The organism is Pseudomonas sp. AKS31 (assembly GCF_023634765.1).
Lineage (GTDB): Bacteria > Pseudomonadota > Gammaproteobacteria > Pseudomonadales > Pseudomonadaceae > Aquipseudomonas.
Genome location: NZ_JAMLFX010000002.1, coordinates 1 through 14959 on the forward strand (window position 1 = coordinate 1; position 14959 = coordinate 14959).

14 protein-coding genes are annotated in these 14959 nt (G+C 59.9%); 7 read left to right on the plus strand and 7 right to left on the minus strand.

The window, feature by feature from the left end; genetic code table 11:
* Window positions 1–1594, minus strand: a 1594-nt coding sequence (locus tag M9827_RS06070; RefSeq protein ID WP_250604238.1) for a DUF6531 domain-containing protein, incomplete at its 3' end; no start/stop codon positions are given.
* Between the two features lie 192 nt (window positions 1595–1786).
* On the opposite strand from M9827_RS06070, the gene M9827_RS06075 reads away from it, so the two are divergent.
* Window positions 1787–2377, plus strand: a complete 591-nt coding sequence (locus M9827_RS06075) for an NUDIX domain-containing protein (RefSeq protein WP_250604240.1) — start codon at window positions 1787–1789, stop codon at window positions 2375–2377.
* Window positions 2378–2471: 94 nt separating this feature from the next.
* On the opposite strand, the gene M9827_RS06080 is transcribed toward M9827_RS06075, so the two are convergent.
* Entirely contained in the window at window positions 2472–2987 is a 516-nt protein-coding gene (locus M9827_RS06080) for a methylated-DNA--[protein]-cysteine S-methyltransferase (protein ID WP_250604242.1), read from the minus strand.
* Between the two features lie 152 nt (window positions 2988–3139).
* Between M9827_RS06080 and ggt the strand changes: the two genes are divergently transcribed.
* The 4 genes from ggt to M9827_RS06100 all read left to right on the plus strand — a co-directional run bounded on the left by ggt (window position 3140) and on the right by M9827_RS06100 (window position 7549).
* Complete coding sequence (gene ggt, locus M9827_RS06085; protein ID WP_250604244.1) at window positions 3140–4867, plus strand: gamma-glutamyltransferase; 1728 nt, start codon at window positions 3140–3142, stop codon at window positions 4865–4867.
* Between the two features lie 66 nt (window positions 4868–4933).
* Window positions 4934–5467 carry a cysteine hydrolase family protein gene (locus M9827_RS06090; RefSeq protein WP_250604246.1) on the plus strand — a complete coding sequence of 178 codons (534 nt, stop codon included), beginning with the start codon at window positions 4934–4936 and terminating at the stop codon, window positions 5465–5467.
* A gap of 197 nt (window positions 5468–5664) precedes the next feature.
* Window positions 5665–6678 (plus strand): lysozyme inhibitor LprI family protein, encoded by a 1014-nt coding sequence (locus M9827_RS06095; RefSeq protein ID WP_250604248.1) that lies wholly within the window; start codon window positions 5665–5667, stop codon window positions 6676–6678.
* Window positions 6679–6913: 235 nt separating this feature from the next.
* A complete protein-coding gene (locus tag M9827_RS06100; protein WP_250604250.1) occupies window positions 6914–7549 on the plus strand; it encodes a hypothetical protein in 636 nt (211 codons plus the stop codon).
* A gap of 42 nt (window positions 7550–7591) precedes the next feature.
* Here M9827_RS06100 and M9827_RS06105 read toward each other — a convergent pair whose 3' ends face one another.
* Both M9827_RS06105 and M9827_RS06110 read right to left on the minus strand, forming a co-directional pair.
* Window positions 7592–8137, minus strand: coding sequence for a hypothetical protein (locus M9827_RS06105; protein WP_250604252.1), 546 nt, complete (start codon window positions 8135–8137; stop codon window positions 7592–7594).
* A gap of 53 nt (window positions 8138–8190) precedes the next feature.
* A complete protein-coding gene (locus tag M9827_RS06110; RefSeq protein ID WP_250604254.1) occupies window positions 8191–8508 on the minus strand; it encodes a DUF7693 family protein in 318 nt (105 codons plus the stop codon).
* Window positions 8509–8665: 157 nt separating this feature from the next.
* On the opposite strand from M9827_RS06110, the gene M9827_RS06115 reads away from it, so the two are divergent.
* Entirely contained in the window at window positions 8666–10111 is a 1446-nt protein-coding gene (locus tag M9827_RS06115; protein WP_250604255.1) for a SulP family inorganic anion transporter, read from the plus strand.
* Here M9827_RS06115 and M9827_RS06120 read toward each other — a convergent pair.
* Both M9827_RS06120 and M9827_RS06125 read right to left on the minus strand, forming a co-directional pair.
* The gene (locus tag M9827_RS06120; protein ID WP_250604257.1) at window positions 10079–12310 is read right to left on the minus strand and encodes a GAF domain-containing protein; all 2232 of its coding nucleotides are present in this window, start codon (window positions 12308–12310) and stop codon (window positions 10079–10081) included. The genes M9827_RS06115 and M9827_RS06120 overlap by 33 nt on opposite strands.
* A 254-nt stretch (window positions 12311–12564) precedes the next feature.
* On the minus strand, window positions 12565–13083 hold the full coding sequence (locus M9827_RS06125; RefSeq protein WP_250604259.1) for a carboxymuconolactone decarboxylase family protein: 519 nt from the start codon (window positions 13081–13083) through the stop codon (window positions 12565–12567).
* Window positions 13084–13214: 131 nt separating this feature from the next.
* Between M9827_RS06125 and M9827_RS06130 the strand changes: the two genes are divergently transcribed.
* A complete protein-coding gene (locus tag M9827_RS06130; protein ID WP_250604261.1) occupies window positions 13215–14030 on the plus strand; it encodes an AraC family transcriptional regulator in 816 nt (271 codons plus the stop codon).
* A gap of 3 nt (window positions 14031–14033) precedes the next feature.
* Here the strand turns inward: M9827_RS06130 and M9827_RS06135 are convergent, their stop codons facing one another.
* On the minus strand, window positions 14034–14927 hold the full coding sequence (locus M9827_RS06135; protein ID WP_250604263.1) for a DMT family transporter: 894 nt from the start codon (window positions 14925–14927) through the stop codon (window positions 14034–14036).
* Window positions 14928–14959: the final 32 nt, after the last annotated feature.

The following is a 14959-nucleotide window of genomic DNA, read 5'->3' on the forward strand; positions in this document are numbered from 1 at the left end:
TGTGAATCGCTGGCCGCTCACTACTCGGCAACGGAAAGCGGGTGCGGCGGTTTTCGTGATCGACCCAAACAACCTCATCAGCGAAAAATTCCAGCCGATGCGCCAGCGAATGACTCCAGCCAAACCCCAACCCAACATCGATCTCGGCGGCGCTGGAGCGGTACAACCGGGTGAACTCAAACGGCAAAACGCCATCGAGCAGCGCATCGTTCAGGGTCAGCAGTTCTTCGCCGGTGACCATCGACACCGGACAACCGTTGGTGCAGGTGAAGGGGACGCAATCAGCGCTGTCGCCGTTGGGGTTTTTCGCCTGATCCGGCGAGTCGTCGTGCGGCTCATGCCGTTCCAGCCGGCTCGAAGCGCCAGACTTGTCCCGCACAACAGGCGCCGGATTCGGCACCGTCAACATCACAGAATCAGCCTGACGAATGTTCAGCGGTATCGCCGGTGTCGGTTTCAACTCAACGTCACGCACATTGAGCATCAGCGGCTTCAAAACGCTGGCATGCCGCGTCAAATCCGCCGAGGACGTCAGTTCGGCCAAGCGCAAAGCCGACGCCGCCAGCCATTCCCGCGCCCGTGGCGACTTGACCTTCGCCAGCACCTTGCTGCTCAAACGCACCGGCACGCCGACGCCACCCGACAACCCCATCAGCAGAAAACTGATCAGCAGTTCGACCCGCACCTCGGCCACCACTTCGGCGAGGTATTGCGGCGGCAGCATTTTCAACCAACTGGTAAACGCGGCCAGATGAATGAACAGCAACGGTTCGTCACTGAGGATCAGCAAGCCGTTGGCGATGGACTCGCTGGAGGCATTCAATAACGCCTCAAGCTCGGCCTCGCTGAGGTATTCCAGCAGTTTTTCGCTGTTGGCCTGCAGGTCGGCGAGGAGGGCGAATACCTGTTTGATGTCATCCCAAACGCCATTCAGGGCTTTCTCGAATCCACGCCAGTCGGCCTGTTGCAACTGACCGTAACGCTGAAGAAATCCGGCGCTGGAAAACTCCGTCCACTGCGGCTGGAATTCGCGCCATTCCCCGCGCAGCCAGCCTTCCAGGCCTGCAATGACACCCTCATAAGAGGCATACAGCGCACGCACATGGTCGGTGGACACATCGGGAAAGAAGGTGATGCGATAACGCTGGCCCCGATCGCAGTCGGTCACCTGCAGAATGCCGCTGGGGCCGATGGTGTGGTGCAGCGCTTCGCCGAAAGTCAGCACACCGCCGACATCGGCAATCACCGGTTCAAGGGTTACCGGGGTGTTGCCGATCGGCACAAAACGCGCGGCCTCGAACATGTGCACCAGCGTCAACGCCCCGCTGGCCGAGCACATGACCACCGATGAACTGAGCGGTTGGCGCGACTTGATCGGCGCGCTGAGGCGCACGTCGTTGCCGACGGTGAAGACCTGCTCGACATCCAGCGCGGTTCCGGTCCAGAACTGCTCGGCCCAGGCGTCGTAGTTGTTCAGGCACAGGCGAAACTCGCTGATCAGGTTGTCAAAATCCGGCTCGTCGGGATTCAGGGCGGCAACAATGAGCAGGCCGATGCTGTTGTTCAGGGCCAGAAGCCGATCGGGTTGAAGCATGGGCAAGCACTCGCGCACATGAAGAAAAAGGTGCGCGGACTTTGCGGGGGATCAATCAGGAAAGAAGTCGGGCGAGTAGGCGATATCTGTAGGATGTTTCGACATGGTTTGTAGGGCGGTATAGGGTTTCGTATTTTCGTTCACAAAAAAGCACCTACCCGGGTGCCTTCAATGACAAAAGGATCAGGCGTCATGTCCAACACAGCCGAGCGGGTCAACATCGTCGACACTCAGGTGTTGTCCCATGACTGGTATCTGCTGAAGAAAATCACCTTCGACTATCACCGTAACAACGGCGAGTGGCAGCGTCAGACCCGTGAGGTCTACGACCGTGGTAACGGCGCAGCGATTCTGCTGTTCAACCGCGAGCAGCGCACGGTGGTGCTGACCCGGCAGTTCCGCTTGCCGGTGTTCGTCAATGGCCATGATGGCTTGCTGATCGAAGTGGCGGCCGGGTTGCTCGAAGGTGCTGCGCCGGAGCAACGGATTCGCGATGAAGCCGAGGAGGAAACCGGGTATCGCGTGCACGATGTGAAGAAGGTGTTCGAGGCCTACATGAGTCCCGGTTCGGTGACCGAGAAGCTGCACTTCTTCATTGCCGAATACGACGCGGCATCGAAGGTCAGCGAGGGCGGCGGTCTGGAAGAAGAGACTGAAGAACTGGAAGTGCTGGAGTGGAGCTTCGACGAAGCGCTGGCGGCGTTTCAGCGCGGTGAGATCTGCGACGCCAAGACCATCATGCTGTTGCAGTATGCGGCGATGAATAACCTTTTTGCCCAATAAATCAAAAGATCGCAACCTTCGGCAGCTCCTACAGGAAAACGCATTCCAGGTAGGAGCTGCCGAAGGCTGCGATCTCTTGATCTGTATTGACTGACTAAAACAAATCCCCGGTTTTGCCAATCTGCGACCAGTCGCCACTTTCAAGTGTCAGCAAGCGCTCTTTCGCCTCAAGTCCTCCGGCAAACCCGGTCAGCTTCCCTGACGCGCCGATCACCCGATGACACGGCGCGACAATGGAGATCGGATTGCGTCCGTTTGCTGCGCCCACTGCCCTTACGGCGCTGGGATTGCCTATTTGCTCGGCAATCTGGCTGTAGGTGCGCGTCTGGCCAAAGGGAATGGTCAGCAGCGCCGCCCATACCTTTTTCTGAAAATCGGTGCCGGCGAAATCCAGTTCCAGATCGAAGCAACTTCGAGTTCCGGAAAAATATTCTTCAAGTTGTCGAGCGGTTCGAATCAGGATCGGATTGTCGGGGGCCTCACTCATCGGCCCGAGGCGCACCCGTGTCGGTTTGTCGTTTTCCCAGAGGATGGCCGCCAGGCGTGAACCGTTCGCGACCAGCTTCAGCTCGCCGACGGGCGAGGGCAGGGTGATGAACGTGTAAGACATGACGGCAGACTCCGGATCAGGGCGGCAACAGCGCCCAGCATACTGCCTGATCGGGGAGGCGCAATACGCAAAGCCGACCATACTGCTTGATGCTCTTGAAGCGTTCCCCCTCTGTTCTGCACAGACCCTGAAAACAAAAAAGAGATCGACTCATGAAGTACGAACCTTTGGCCAAATCGCTGATAGCGACCTCACTGGCACTCAGCTGTCTCATGGCTCACGCGGCGTCGGTGGCACCGGTTGCTGCGGAAAACGGCATGGTGGTCACCGCGCAACATCTGGCCACCCATGTGGGTGTCGACGTATTGAAAAGTGGCGGCAACGCCGTCGATGCAGCGGTTGCCGTGGGGTACGCGCTGGCGGTGGTCTATCCCGCAGCCGGCAACCTCGGCGGAGGTGGCTTCATGACCATTCAACTGGCGGATGGGCGCAAAACCTTCCTCGATTTCCGTGAGAAAGCGCCGCTGGCGGCCACCGCTAACATGTACCTCGATAAGGAAGGCAATGTCATCCCCGACCTGAGTACGCGTGGCCACCTGGCAGTGGGCGTGCCCGGCACCGTGTCGGGCATGGAACTGGCGCTGAGCAAATACGGGACCAAGCCGCGCACGGAAATGATTGCGCCGGCGATCAAACTGGCGGAAGACGGTTTCGAACTGCAGCAAGGCGACGTCGAGCTGCTGGAGTACGCCACCGACGTGTTCAAAAAGGACATGCGCGACTCCGGTTCGATTTTCCTGCACAACGGCGAGCCGATGCAGGTCGGGCAGAAACTGGTGCAGAAAGATCTCGGCAAAACCCTGCGCACGATTTCCGAAAAAGGCGCCGACGGCTTCTATAAAGGCTGGGTCGCCGACGCCATCGTCACCTCCAGTCAGGCCAACAACGGCATCATCACCCAGGCTGACCTCGACAAATACAAGACCCGCGAACTGGCCCCGGTGGAGTGCGATTACCGTGGTTACCATGTGGTCTCGGCGCCACCGCCAAGCTCTGGCGGGGTGGTGATCTGCCAGATCATGAACATCCTCGAAGGCTACCCGATGAAGGATCTGGGCTTCCATTCGGCGCAGGGCATGCACTATCAGATCGAAGCCATGCGCCACGCGTATGTCGATCGCAACAGCTACCTGGGCGATCCGGATTTCGTCAAAAACCCGATCGAGCATCTGCTGGACAAGCACTACGCGACCAAACTGCGCGACGCCATTCAGCCGCAAAAGGCCGGCGTATCGGCTGAACTCAAGCCCGGCGTGGCGCCCCATGAAGGCAGCAACACCACCCACTATTCGATCGTCGACAAGTGGGGCAATGCAGTGTCGGTGACCTACACCCTCAACGACTGGTTCGGCGCGGGTGTGATGGCAAGCAAGACCGGAGTGATCCTTAACGACGAAATGGACGACTTCACCTCCAAGGTCGGCGTGCCGAACATGTACGGTCTGGTGCAGGGCGAAGCCAATGCCATCGCCCCTGGGAAGGCACCGCTGTCATCGATGAGCCCGACCATTGTCACCAAGGACGGTAAAGTGGTGATGGTCGTCGGTACACCGGGCGGCAGTCGCATCATCACCGCGACCTTGCTGACCATGCTCAACGTCATCGACTACGGCATGGGCCTGCAGGAGGCGGTCGATGCGCCACGTTTCCACCAGCAGTGGATGCCGGAGGAAACCAACCTCGAAGACTTCGCCGCCAGTCCCGACACGAGGAAAATCCTCGAGAGCTGGGGGCACAAGTTTGCCGGGCCGCAGGACGCCAATCACATCGCCGCGATTCTGGTCGGCGCGCCGTCGCTGGGCGGTAAACCGGTCGGCAAAAACCGCTTCTACGGCGCCAACGATCCACGTCGCAATACGGGCTTGTCACTGGGTTACTGAGGGGCGTAAAAAGGGGGCGGGCTCATGTCCGCCCCTGTCTCAAGGACTGATCAAGGAAGGCTCATCATGACCACCGCATTACTGATCATCGACGTCCAGCGCGCCCTCTGCTCGGGCGAATATCAGTGTCATGACATTCATCGCGTGATCGAAACCATCAACGGTTTAAGCGTCCGTGCGCGCAAGGCTGGCGTGCCGGTGGTGCTGATCCAGCATGAAGAAAAGGACAGTCCGTTGGCCTATGGCGCCGAAGGCTGGCATCTGGCCGAAGGGCTTGAGACATCGCCGAAAGACCTGCGCGTACGCAAGACCACCCCGGATTCGTTTTACCAGACTGACTTGGGTAAATTATTGCCAAGTGAAGACTTCGAACGACTGGTTATTTGCGGTCTGCAAACCGACTACTGCGTCAACGCCACCGTGCGCCAGGCTCATGAGCTGGGTTATGACGTGGTACTCGCCGCCGACGCGCATTCCACCGTTGACAACGGCAATATGAGCGCCGAAGACATCATCGCCGAACACAACAAGGATCTGGCGCACCTGACCGGCTCCGTGGCGCGTATCGATGTCAAGCCCGCAGCCGACATCACGTTCTGAAGCGTACACAAAACCTTGTGGGAGCGAGCCTGCTCGCGAAGGCAGTGTGTCAGTCGACATTGATAGTGGCTGATCCACCGCTTTCGCGAGCAGGCTCGCTCCCACAGTGATTGAACAATCCTGATTGCTATGTACATCAGGGATTTCCGCTGGCAGCACTGGCATACTGCGCGCCGTCCGAAGAATGGAATCTCTCGATGTTCGCGATCTCCCTGCGTCATGCCTTGGCGCTGATGTCCCTTGCGTTTACCTGTGTTACCCAAGCCAGCAGTTACGATTGCGCCACGGCCAACAGCAAAACTGAAAAAGCCATTTGTGGCGATCCGCAGATTTCGCTGCTCGACGAGAAGCTGGGCAAACTGTGGCAATCGACATTGACCAACGTTGCCGATCCCAAAGCCCTCAAGGCAGACCAGCGGCAGTGGCTGAAAAACCGCAACACCTGTGGCGATCAGACCGCCTGTTTGCGTCGCCAGTATTTAATGCGCCTGACCGAACTGGAACACGCCACCCAGCCCTTCAGTTGGGACGCGACCTGGCAGCTCATTCCGCCGGGTACTTCAACGTCGGCGACTGTGATAACCCAGCGCCGCGATCCCACGCACATCAGCATCGACATCACGGCGGCTGAGGGCGCCAACTCCGGTGATCTGGATGGCATCGCCACACTCAAGGACGGTAAGGCCGTTTACTCGGAAGACGAGTGCACCCTGTTGTTCACTCCCATCAACGGTGTGCTGGATATTTCGCTCGTGGGTGCAGGCGGATATTGCAGTGCCGGGTTGGGCGTCTACTACACCGGTCGTTTTGTCGCTTCGCAGCAACCGCTGACGCTGGATTACGACATGCTCAGCCTGGGGCTGGCGCAAACACCGGAAGAAAACCAGGCACTGCACACGTTGCTCAAGACCGATTATCAGACGCTGGTGGAAAAGTCCGGCTCCTTGATGACTGGCGAGCCAGGCACAGATGTGCCGGGCAGTCAGGTCTGGGAGATGTGGATGCGCGGCCTCGGCGGCACCGGCATTGTGATGCGTTCAGACGATGCCCGATTCTGGGTGTTGCTGGTGACTTACGACGATAGCGGTCAGTCACGCCTGCGCTATTACACCAACGCTTCAAACTGGAAAAACCGTCTACCTGAGGCCTTGCAAGCCTGGAATGAGCGCATGAAAGCTCAACTGGAACTACCCGTGGATTTCATGCCCTGATCCGCATTCAGTCTGCCCCGTGTACTAGCTCAGTGTCGCCGTTTTCCTTCGGCTACGTGCGCGACAGCCGTTAATAAACCGGCAATCTCGACTTGCAGCAGGGCTGAGCAAGTTTTTTTGCCGATTTGCCCGATTCAGGCTTTCGCCCGAAGGCCACTCTCTCTAGAATCCGCCCGGCCTTCGCAATGAAGGCTCTATGCCATCATTTGGTTTTGTACACATAGGGACGGACATCATGCAATTCGGGAAAATGCTGGCGCTGGGGCTGGTACTTGCGCTGGGCGGTTGTGCCAGTTTCACCAAAGACGAAGTCGCGCCGGTGACCATGCCGTCGGTGGCCAACTACACCAACAAGCCAAACGTCTACGTAGATTTCGACTTCTATCAGGGCGAGCCGAAAAGCGGCTCCGCCGTGGAAGTGCCGCAAGCACGTGATCAACTGAAACCACAGCTGCAAAAAATCCTCACTGACTCGGGTCTGTTCGGCCGTGTCACCCTGGACGAGTTCCAGAAGCAGCCGGGCGATTACAGCCTGCGTCTGAAAATGTACAACCATCCACCGAATGCCGGTTCCATGGTGCTGGCCTTCATCAGCGGCTTCAGCATGATGGTGATCCCGGCGTACGGCACCGATCAGTACACCTTGAGCCTGGAAGGCATGGACGGCCAAGGTCAGGCCCTGACCACCGCGAGCAACCACGATGCGATCGGTACCTGGATCGGCATCTGGTTCATCCCGCTGATGGCCAACACGCCTAAAGACGCGGTGAATGACACCTTCACCCGTCAGGTCAACGCGCTGCTCAAGCAGATGGTTGATAGCAAGAACCTGAAATACTCGGCACTCGAAACCCGCATTCCACGGGCCTGAAGCGAAAAAAAAGAGCCGCAATCGCGGCTCTTTTTTTTGCCCTTACTTCAGGGCCTGAATGAACTGTGGATCGCTGTACAGTTCCTTCAGCAGGTCACGCACCATCGGGTTGTAAGCGTTGACCGCATTCGGGATCGCAATGAACCCGAAGAAGCTGCTGCTCCACTGGCTGCTGACATTCTTGGTGGCGTCGTACACCACATCGTTGCCGTTGAGCAGGGTGAAGCGGGCGGCCAGTTTGCCGTCGCCGGTGCCCATGCCGGCGGACAGTTCGTTTTTCACCACCAGCACTTTCAACTGACGTTGAGCCTGCGGATCGAGCAGGCCGGCCTTGCGCAGTTCTTCGGTGATCGCGTCCTGAATGTGCGCCGGAATGCTGCCGGACGGCGAGCGAACCGGGTTGGCGCGGACCACCAGCGAACCTTCACCGGATTCGGCCGTGACCTGAGGGTTGCTGATCGCGTGCAGCGGCGGGGTGTGTTTGAGCTTTTGCACGTTCTCGAAGCTTGGCTCGTAACGGGTCATGGTCATGCCACAGCCTTGCAGCAGCAGGGCCAGCATCGGGATCAACAACAGCGACTTCTTCACGGCAGTTCCTTGCGTGGGAATAGAGGAGGGCGCGAATTATGGGCAGAGTGCCATCATTGAGCAACCTCGTTCGTTTGCGCGTTGAGCAATCGCTCGATCTGCGCCAACTCCCAGGTACTGAGCAAACTTACCGGATCGGTGCCATAACGCTGCCAACTGTCGAGCGCGCCTTCTTGTCCGTCGCTGTTGCGGGCATATTCACAGTGGTGTAACCGCCCACCTTCAACATCCAGTCGCAACTGCCAGCCCTCGATATCAACCGTCACCAGCCCGGCGGCGGCAGGCCATTCGCAGATTTTCAAAGCGAGCACGCCCAGCGCCGCTTCACGCAGACGCTGGCAGACCTCGCGGGCGCTCAGAAATGCAGACATATCGAACTCAATGGATACAGGAACGCGCCAGCATAAAGCCCGGATCGACAAGTGTCAGTGTTCACTGGCCCGATCCGCGACAATTCCGTAACATCCGCAACCCTCTTTTTTCCGAACATCTGCAGCCGCGCTCGACGGCTGCTCAATCAGGTAAGCCATGAAACCGATTCGTCTGCGCGCCGATGTCCTGGCCGGACTCACCACCTCGTTTGCCCTGTTGCCCGAATGCATTGCTTTCGCGCTGGTGGCTCACCTCAATCCGCTGATGGGGCTGTATGGCGCGTTCATCATTTGCACGCTGACGGCGTTGTTCGGCGGGCGGCCGGGCATGGTCTCCGGCGCGGCGGGTTCGATGGCCGTGGTCATCGTCGCGCTGGTGGTGCAACACGGCGTGCAGTATTTGCTGGCGACGGTGTTGCTCGGCGGTCTGATCATGATGGCGTTCGGGCTGCTGCGCTTGGGCAAACTGGTGCGCATGGTGCCGCACCCGGTGATGCTCGGCTTCGTCAACGGCCTGGCGATCATCATTGCGCTGGCACAACTGGAACATTTCAAGAGCGGTGAAGACTGGCTCAGCGGTACGCCGTTGTACCTGATGACCGGGCTGGTGGCGCTGACCATGGCCATCGTCTACATCCTGCCGCGCCTGACCCGCGCGGTGCCGCCGGCACTGGTGGCGATCCTCGGTGTCGGCCTGCTGGTCTACCTGTTCGGCCTACCGACCCGCACCCTTGGCGACATGGCACACATCGCCGGCGGCTTGCCGACGTTCGCCTTGCCGGACATCCCGTGGAATCTTGAAACCCTGCGCATCATTGCGCCCTACGCGATATTGATGGCCCTGGTCGGTCTGCTGGAAACCCTGCTGACCCTCAACCTCACCGACGAAATCACCGAAACCCGTGGCTACCCGGATCGCGAGTGCGTGGCGCTCGGTGCGGCCAACATGGTTTCGGGCGCATTCGGTGGCATGGGCGGTTGCGCGATGATCGGCCAGACCGTGATCAACCTCAGTTCCGGCGGGCGCGGGCGCTTGTCCGGTGTGGTCGCTGGCGTGCTGATTCTGTTGTTCATCCTGTTTCTGTCGCCGCTGATCGAGCGTATCCCGCTGGCGGCGCTGGTCGGCGTGATGTTCGTGGTGTCGCAGCAGACCTTCGCCTGGGCGTCGTTGCGGGTGGCCAACAAAGTGCCGCTCAACGATGTGCTGGTGATCATCGCCGTGACCACCATCACCGTGTTCACCGATCTGGCCACTGCGGTGCTGTGCGGCATCATCATCGCCGCGCTCAACTTTGCCTGGCAGCAGGCCCGTGAGCTGTACGCCGATGAACATCTGGAGGCCGACGGCAGCAAGCTTTATCGTCTGCATGGCACGTTGTTTTTTGCCTCGACCACACCGTTCCTCAACCAGTTCGACCCGGCCAACGATCCTGCGCGCGTGACGCTGGATTGCCGACATCTGAGTTTTGTCGATTACTCGGCAATTGCGGCGTTGAAGACTCTGCGCGAGCGCTATGCCAAGGCTGGTAAGCATTTGCAGGTGTTTCACCTGTCCGAGCGCTGCAAGAAATTACTCAAGCGCGCCGGTGTCGACCACGACTGAAGGCACTGTCGCTGACGTCTTGAGCCAGGTCTTGCCGAGAATCCGCGAGACCTGATCGGCCGAGTAGGGCTTGGCCAGAAACTCGAAACCCTCGTGACCGCAGCGCGCCAGTTCTTCACTGTAGCCGGATGTCAGTATCACGGGCAGATCCGGGCGGCGACGGCGCAATTCCCTGGCGAGCGCCACGCCCGTAATGCCGGGCATGACGACATCGGAAAACACGGCGTCGAAAGCCCTTGCGTCGTCACCAGCCAGTTGCAAGGCTTCTTCGGCGTTGGTAGCCCATGTCGTGTCATAGCCCAGATCCTGCAGGATCTGATTGGCGAAGCGGCCAACGTCCAGATTGTCCTCGACCACCAGCACCCGGCGCTTTTCATGCGGTGCCTGCAGTTCGCCTTCGTCCGACGTCTCGCCGGCCTGCGGCGCAACCGCCGGTACCTGGGGCAGGTACAGGGTGAACTCCGTTCCGTGACCGACCAGGCTGGACACATCGACATTGCCGCCCGATTGCTTGGCAAAGCCGAACACTTGCGATAACCCCAGCCCTGTGCCTTTGCCGACATCCTTAGTGGTGAAGAACGGTTCGAAAATATGCTCAAGGGTTTGCGCATCGATACCGCCGCCGGTGTCCGCCAGGGCGATGGACACAAACGGGCCGCTGGCGCCGGCATGGCCGCGAATCGCTGGCAGTGGCTGGTCGCACTCAAGGCGCAACTTCAGCTGGCCCTGGCCATTCATGGCATCACGGGCGTTGAGCGCAATATTGATCACTGCGGTTTCGAACTGACTCAGATCGACGCGGATATAGCAGGGGTGATCGGGCCGTTCGACGCTGACATGAATTTGCGCGCCCGTCACAGACTCGAGCATTTCACCGATATTCGCCAAACGTTCGCCCGCATCGACCACTTGCGGGTTGAGCGGCTGACGCCGGGCAAAAGCGAGTAACTGGCTGGTCAGCTTGGAGGCGCGCTCGACGGTGTCGGAAACCGCGCGCATATAGCGCTGGCGACGCTCCTGCGGCAGGTCGGGCTGGCGCAGGAAATCCACTGACGAGCGAATGATGGTCAGCAGATTGTTGAAATCATGGGCCACACCACCGGTCAACTGGCCGATGGCTTCAAGCTTTTGTGACTGGCGCAGCGCCGACTCCGTTTCGGCCAGCCGCAAGCTGCGTTCCTCGACCCGTTGTTCCAGCGTGGCATTCAGTTCCGCCAGCGCCAGCAGGCCTTCACGCACGTTGGCATCGGCGCGGACCCGTTCGATGTGCGCCCAGCAACGCTCGGTGACTTCGCTCAGCAGCGACTGTTCGAAGCGCGACCAGACTCGCGGCACATTGTCGTGCACCGCCATCAGTGCGGTCAGTCGTCCTTGCTTGATCAACGGCACGCAAATGGTGGCAGTGATGCCGATGGCCTGGAAGGTTGCCGATTCTTCAGGGGCCAGTTCGCTGCGGTTGTCATGGATGATCAGCGGTTCGCCGGCACGCAGCGAGGTCACGGCTTTCTCGCCGAAGTCACGCAGTTGATAGTGGCCGACGATGCTTGGCGAGCCGGGCGCCGCCCAATCGCCGCGAATGGTGAAACCGTCTTCATCGGCGTCCATGTCGGCGTAGGCGCAGTTGGACAGCTGCAGATGCTCGACCATCAGGCGCGTGGTAATGGCGAGAATGGCTTGCGCATCGGTCGCGTTGGCAACGGCGTTGCCGAGCGCCTCAAGCACGGCCAGGCGCTGGTTGAGAAAAACCGTCTGGGTGGTTTCCGTAACGGTATCGAGCATGCCGACCACGTTGCCAAGCGAGTCGCGAATCGGGCTGTAGCAGAAGGTAAAAAACGCCTGCTCCGGTCCGCTGCCCCGTTCGATGGTCAGCGCAAAGTTTTCGATGTAAGTGGCTTGCCCGGCGTACGCCGCATCGGCAATCGGGCCGATCTCGCTCCAGGCTTCTTCCCAGATCTTGCTGAAAGGTCTTCCCAGGGCGTTCGGTTTATCGCCGAGAATCGGCACGAAGGCATCGTTGAACAGGGTGATCAGTTCCCGCCCCCAAACGATGGCTTGAGGGAAGTGCGAGGCAAGACTCAGCGAGACCGTAGTCTTGAGCACATCAGGCCAGTTTTGCAGCGGACCCAGCGGGGTGCTTGCCCAATCATGGCGTCGAATCTGCTCGGCCATCGCGCCGTTGTCTTGCAACCAGTCTGTCATGGGGATCGTGTCTTTCCGGGCGTCTGCGTGTGAAGAAAGACCTTTGCGCGCGGTGTTTGGTTTCAGCACGCCCGCTCGCAGTGAAACTGTTTTCTTCAGGTCTGCGCACATCATTGCACGATGCGTGAGACAAAACGATTTGTGACAAGGGCGCCGGCTCCCGCCGGAGACGATACGCCCCACACAATATTGAGGGGTTGCTGCGCATTCCGGCGGGAGCAAGCGCCCTCGCCACAGTGTTTGTTACCTTTTGATCAGGCATCGATGGCCGGGAAATCGATATCCGTCAGCGCCGCATTGTTCAGGTAGTTGGTCAGACTCTGCACGGCCACCAGCGCAATCACTTCAATGATTTTCACGTCGTCGATACCGGCAGCGCGGGCGGCGGCGATCTGTTCATCACTCAAGTGGCCGCGACTTTCAGTCAACTGGCGGGCGAGGGTGGCGTAGGCGTTGAGTTCGCCCTGACGTGCGGCGACGATGTCCTGTGCCGACAGCCCGGCCTTGCCGGCAAACAAAGTGTGCGCCGCCAGGCAGTAATCGCAACCGTTGACCTGCGAGGTGGCGAGGTAAACGGCTTCTTTTTCTTGGGCGCTCAACGAAGTCTTGCCGAGGATCGCCGAGGCTTGCACGTAGGTTTCGAGGGCCACCGGCGCTTTCGCCAGGGTGGTGAAGACGTTGGGCAGGAAACCGATTTTCTTTTTCACACCTTCCAGCACAGGGCGGCTGGCGTCGGCGGCGTTTTCGAGGCTGATAGCGTGGATGCGGCTCATGGTGATTCTCCGAAAGTCCGGTGCGAAGTGCGCCGGGGATGGAGGTCATGTTATTGAGCCGGGCTGGTGGATTGGCGGCAAATCGTCGACGATATGCGGCAGATCGTCCAGATATGCCCTTGGAGTCGACCATGGATCGTCTTTCAACACTGCTCAGCCATTTCGGCGTGAATGCCGGTACGTTCCACAGCGGCGCGTTTTGCGGCGTCAGCGTCCATGACAACGAACCGGTCGGGCACGTGCACTTATTGCAGGCCGGCGAGTTGCTGCTCAAACCGGGCAGCGAGCGGGAGATCCGCCTGAGCGAACCTTCGTTGATCTTTTTCCCCCGACCTTTCGCCCATCGCATGTCCGCCGACGAAGCCATGGACACCCGATTGGTCTGCGCATCGCTGACGTTTGACGGCGGCTCCGGTAATGCACTGGCGGCGGCGCTGCCGGATTATCTGGTGCTGAAACTGACGGACATTCCGGAGTTGGGCAACACCGTGGAATGGCTGTTCAAGGAAGCGTTCGAAGGTCATTGCGGACGGGTGGCGGTGATGGATCGCCTGTTCGAATTGCTGGTGATTCTGCTGTTGCGGCACTTGATCAGCAGTCGCGAACAACAACCGGGAATGATCGCCGGGCTGGCCGATCCACGCCTGTCCCGTGCCTTGAACCTGATGCACGAGCAACCGCAAAAACCGTGGAGCGTGGCGGATCTGGCGTCTGTCGCCAACCTGTCCCGCGCCGGGTTTGCCGAGCAGTTTCGCCGGGTCGTCGGGCAGACACCGGCCGATTATCTGCTGAGCTGGCGCGTCAGCCTGGCGCAGAAACGCTTGCGCGAAGGCAAGCCGATTGCGCTGATTGCCGAGGAGGTCGGTTACGAAAGTCCTTCGGCGCTGGCCCGGGCGTTTCGACGCAAGACCGGGCTCAGCCCGCGCGAGTGGAAGGCGGGCGCCTGAGGATCATTTGGCGAATTTCTTCGCCCCGGCCACACACAGGATCACCCCCAATGTCACCGCGAGCATGCCGACGCTGACGTGTTCATGCAGCAGGGTCGCCGCCAGTGCCAGACCGAAAAACGGCTGCAGTAATTGCAACTGACCCACCGCGGCAATCCCGCCCTGAGCCAGACCGCGATACCAGAACACAAAACCGATCAGCATGCTGAACAGCGACACGTAGCCCAGGCATAGCCACGCCGACAGACTGACCGTGCTGAACGAGGCGGGCGCCAGCCACAGACTCAATACCGCCATGAGCGGTAGCGCGAGCACCAGCGCCCAGCAAATTACCTGCCAGCCGCCGAGGGTTCGCGACAGCTTCGCGCCTTCGGCATAACCGAGGCCGCAGGCCAGAATAGCGGCGAGCATCAGCAGGTCACCGGTGGGCGAGGCCGTCAGCCCTTGCGCGAGGGCGAAGCCGACCACCAGCGCGCTGCCGAGCATCGAGAAAATCCAGAACACCGGTCGCGGCCGCTCACCGCCGCGCAGCACGGCAAAAATCGCCGTGGCCAGAGGCAGCAAGCCAACAAATACAATCGAATGGGCCGACGTCACGTGTTGCAGCGCCAGTGCGGTCAGCAGTGGAAAGCCGAGCACCACGCCCATCGCGACAATCAACAGCGACAACCACTGGTTGCGCGCCGGGCGCCGCTCGCGAAACAGCCACAACAGCGCCACTGCCAACACCCCGGCGATGGCGGCGCGGACCACGGTGAGAAACACCGGATCGAACTCCAGCACCGCCAGACGCGTGGCCGGCAGCGAACCGCTGAAGATCACCACGCCGATAAAGCCGTTGATCCAGCCACTGGTTTTTTCCAGTGCCGGGGTCGTCAGATTCGAAGTCCTTTCCATCACCGTTCACGCTCAGAGTGGGTTGCGTTGCG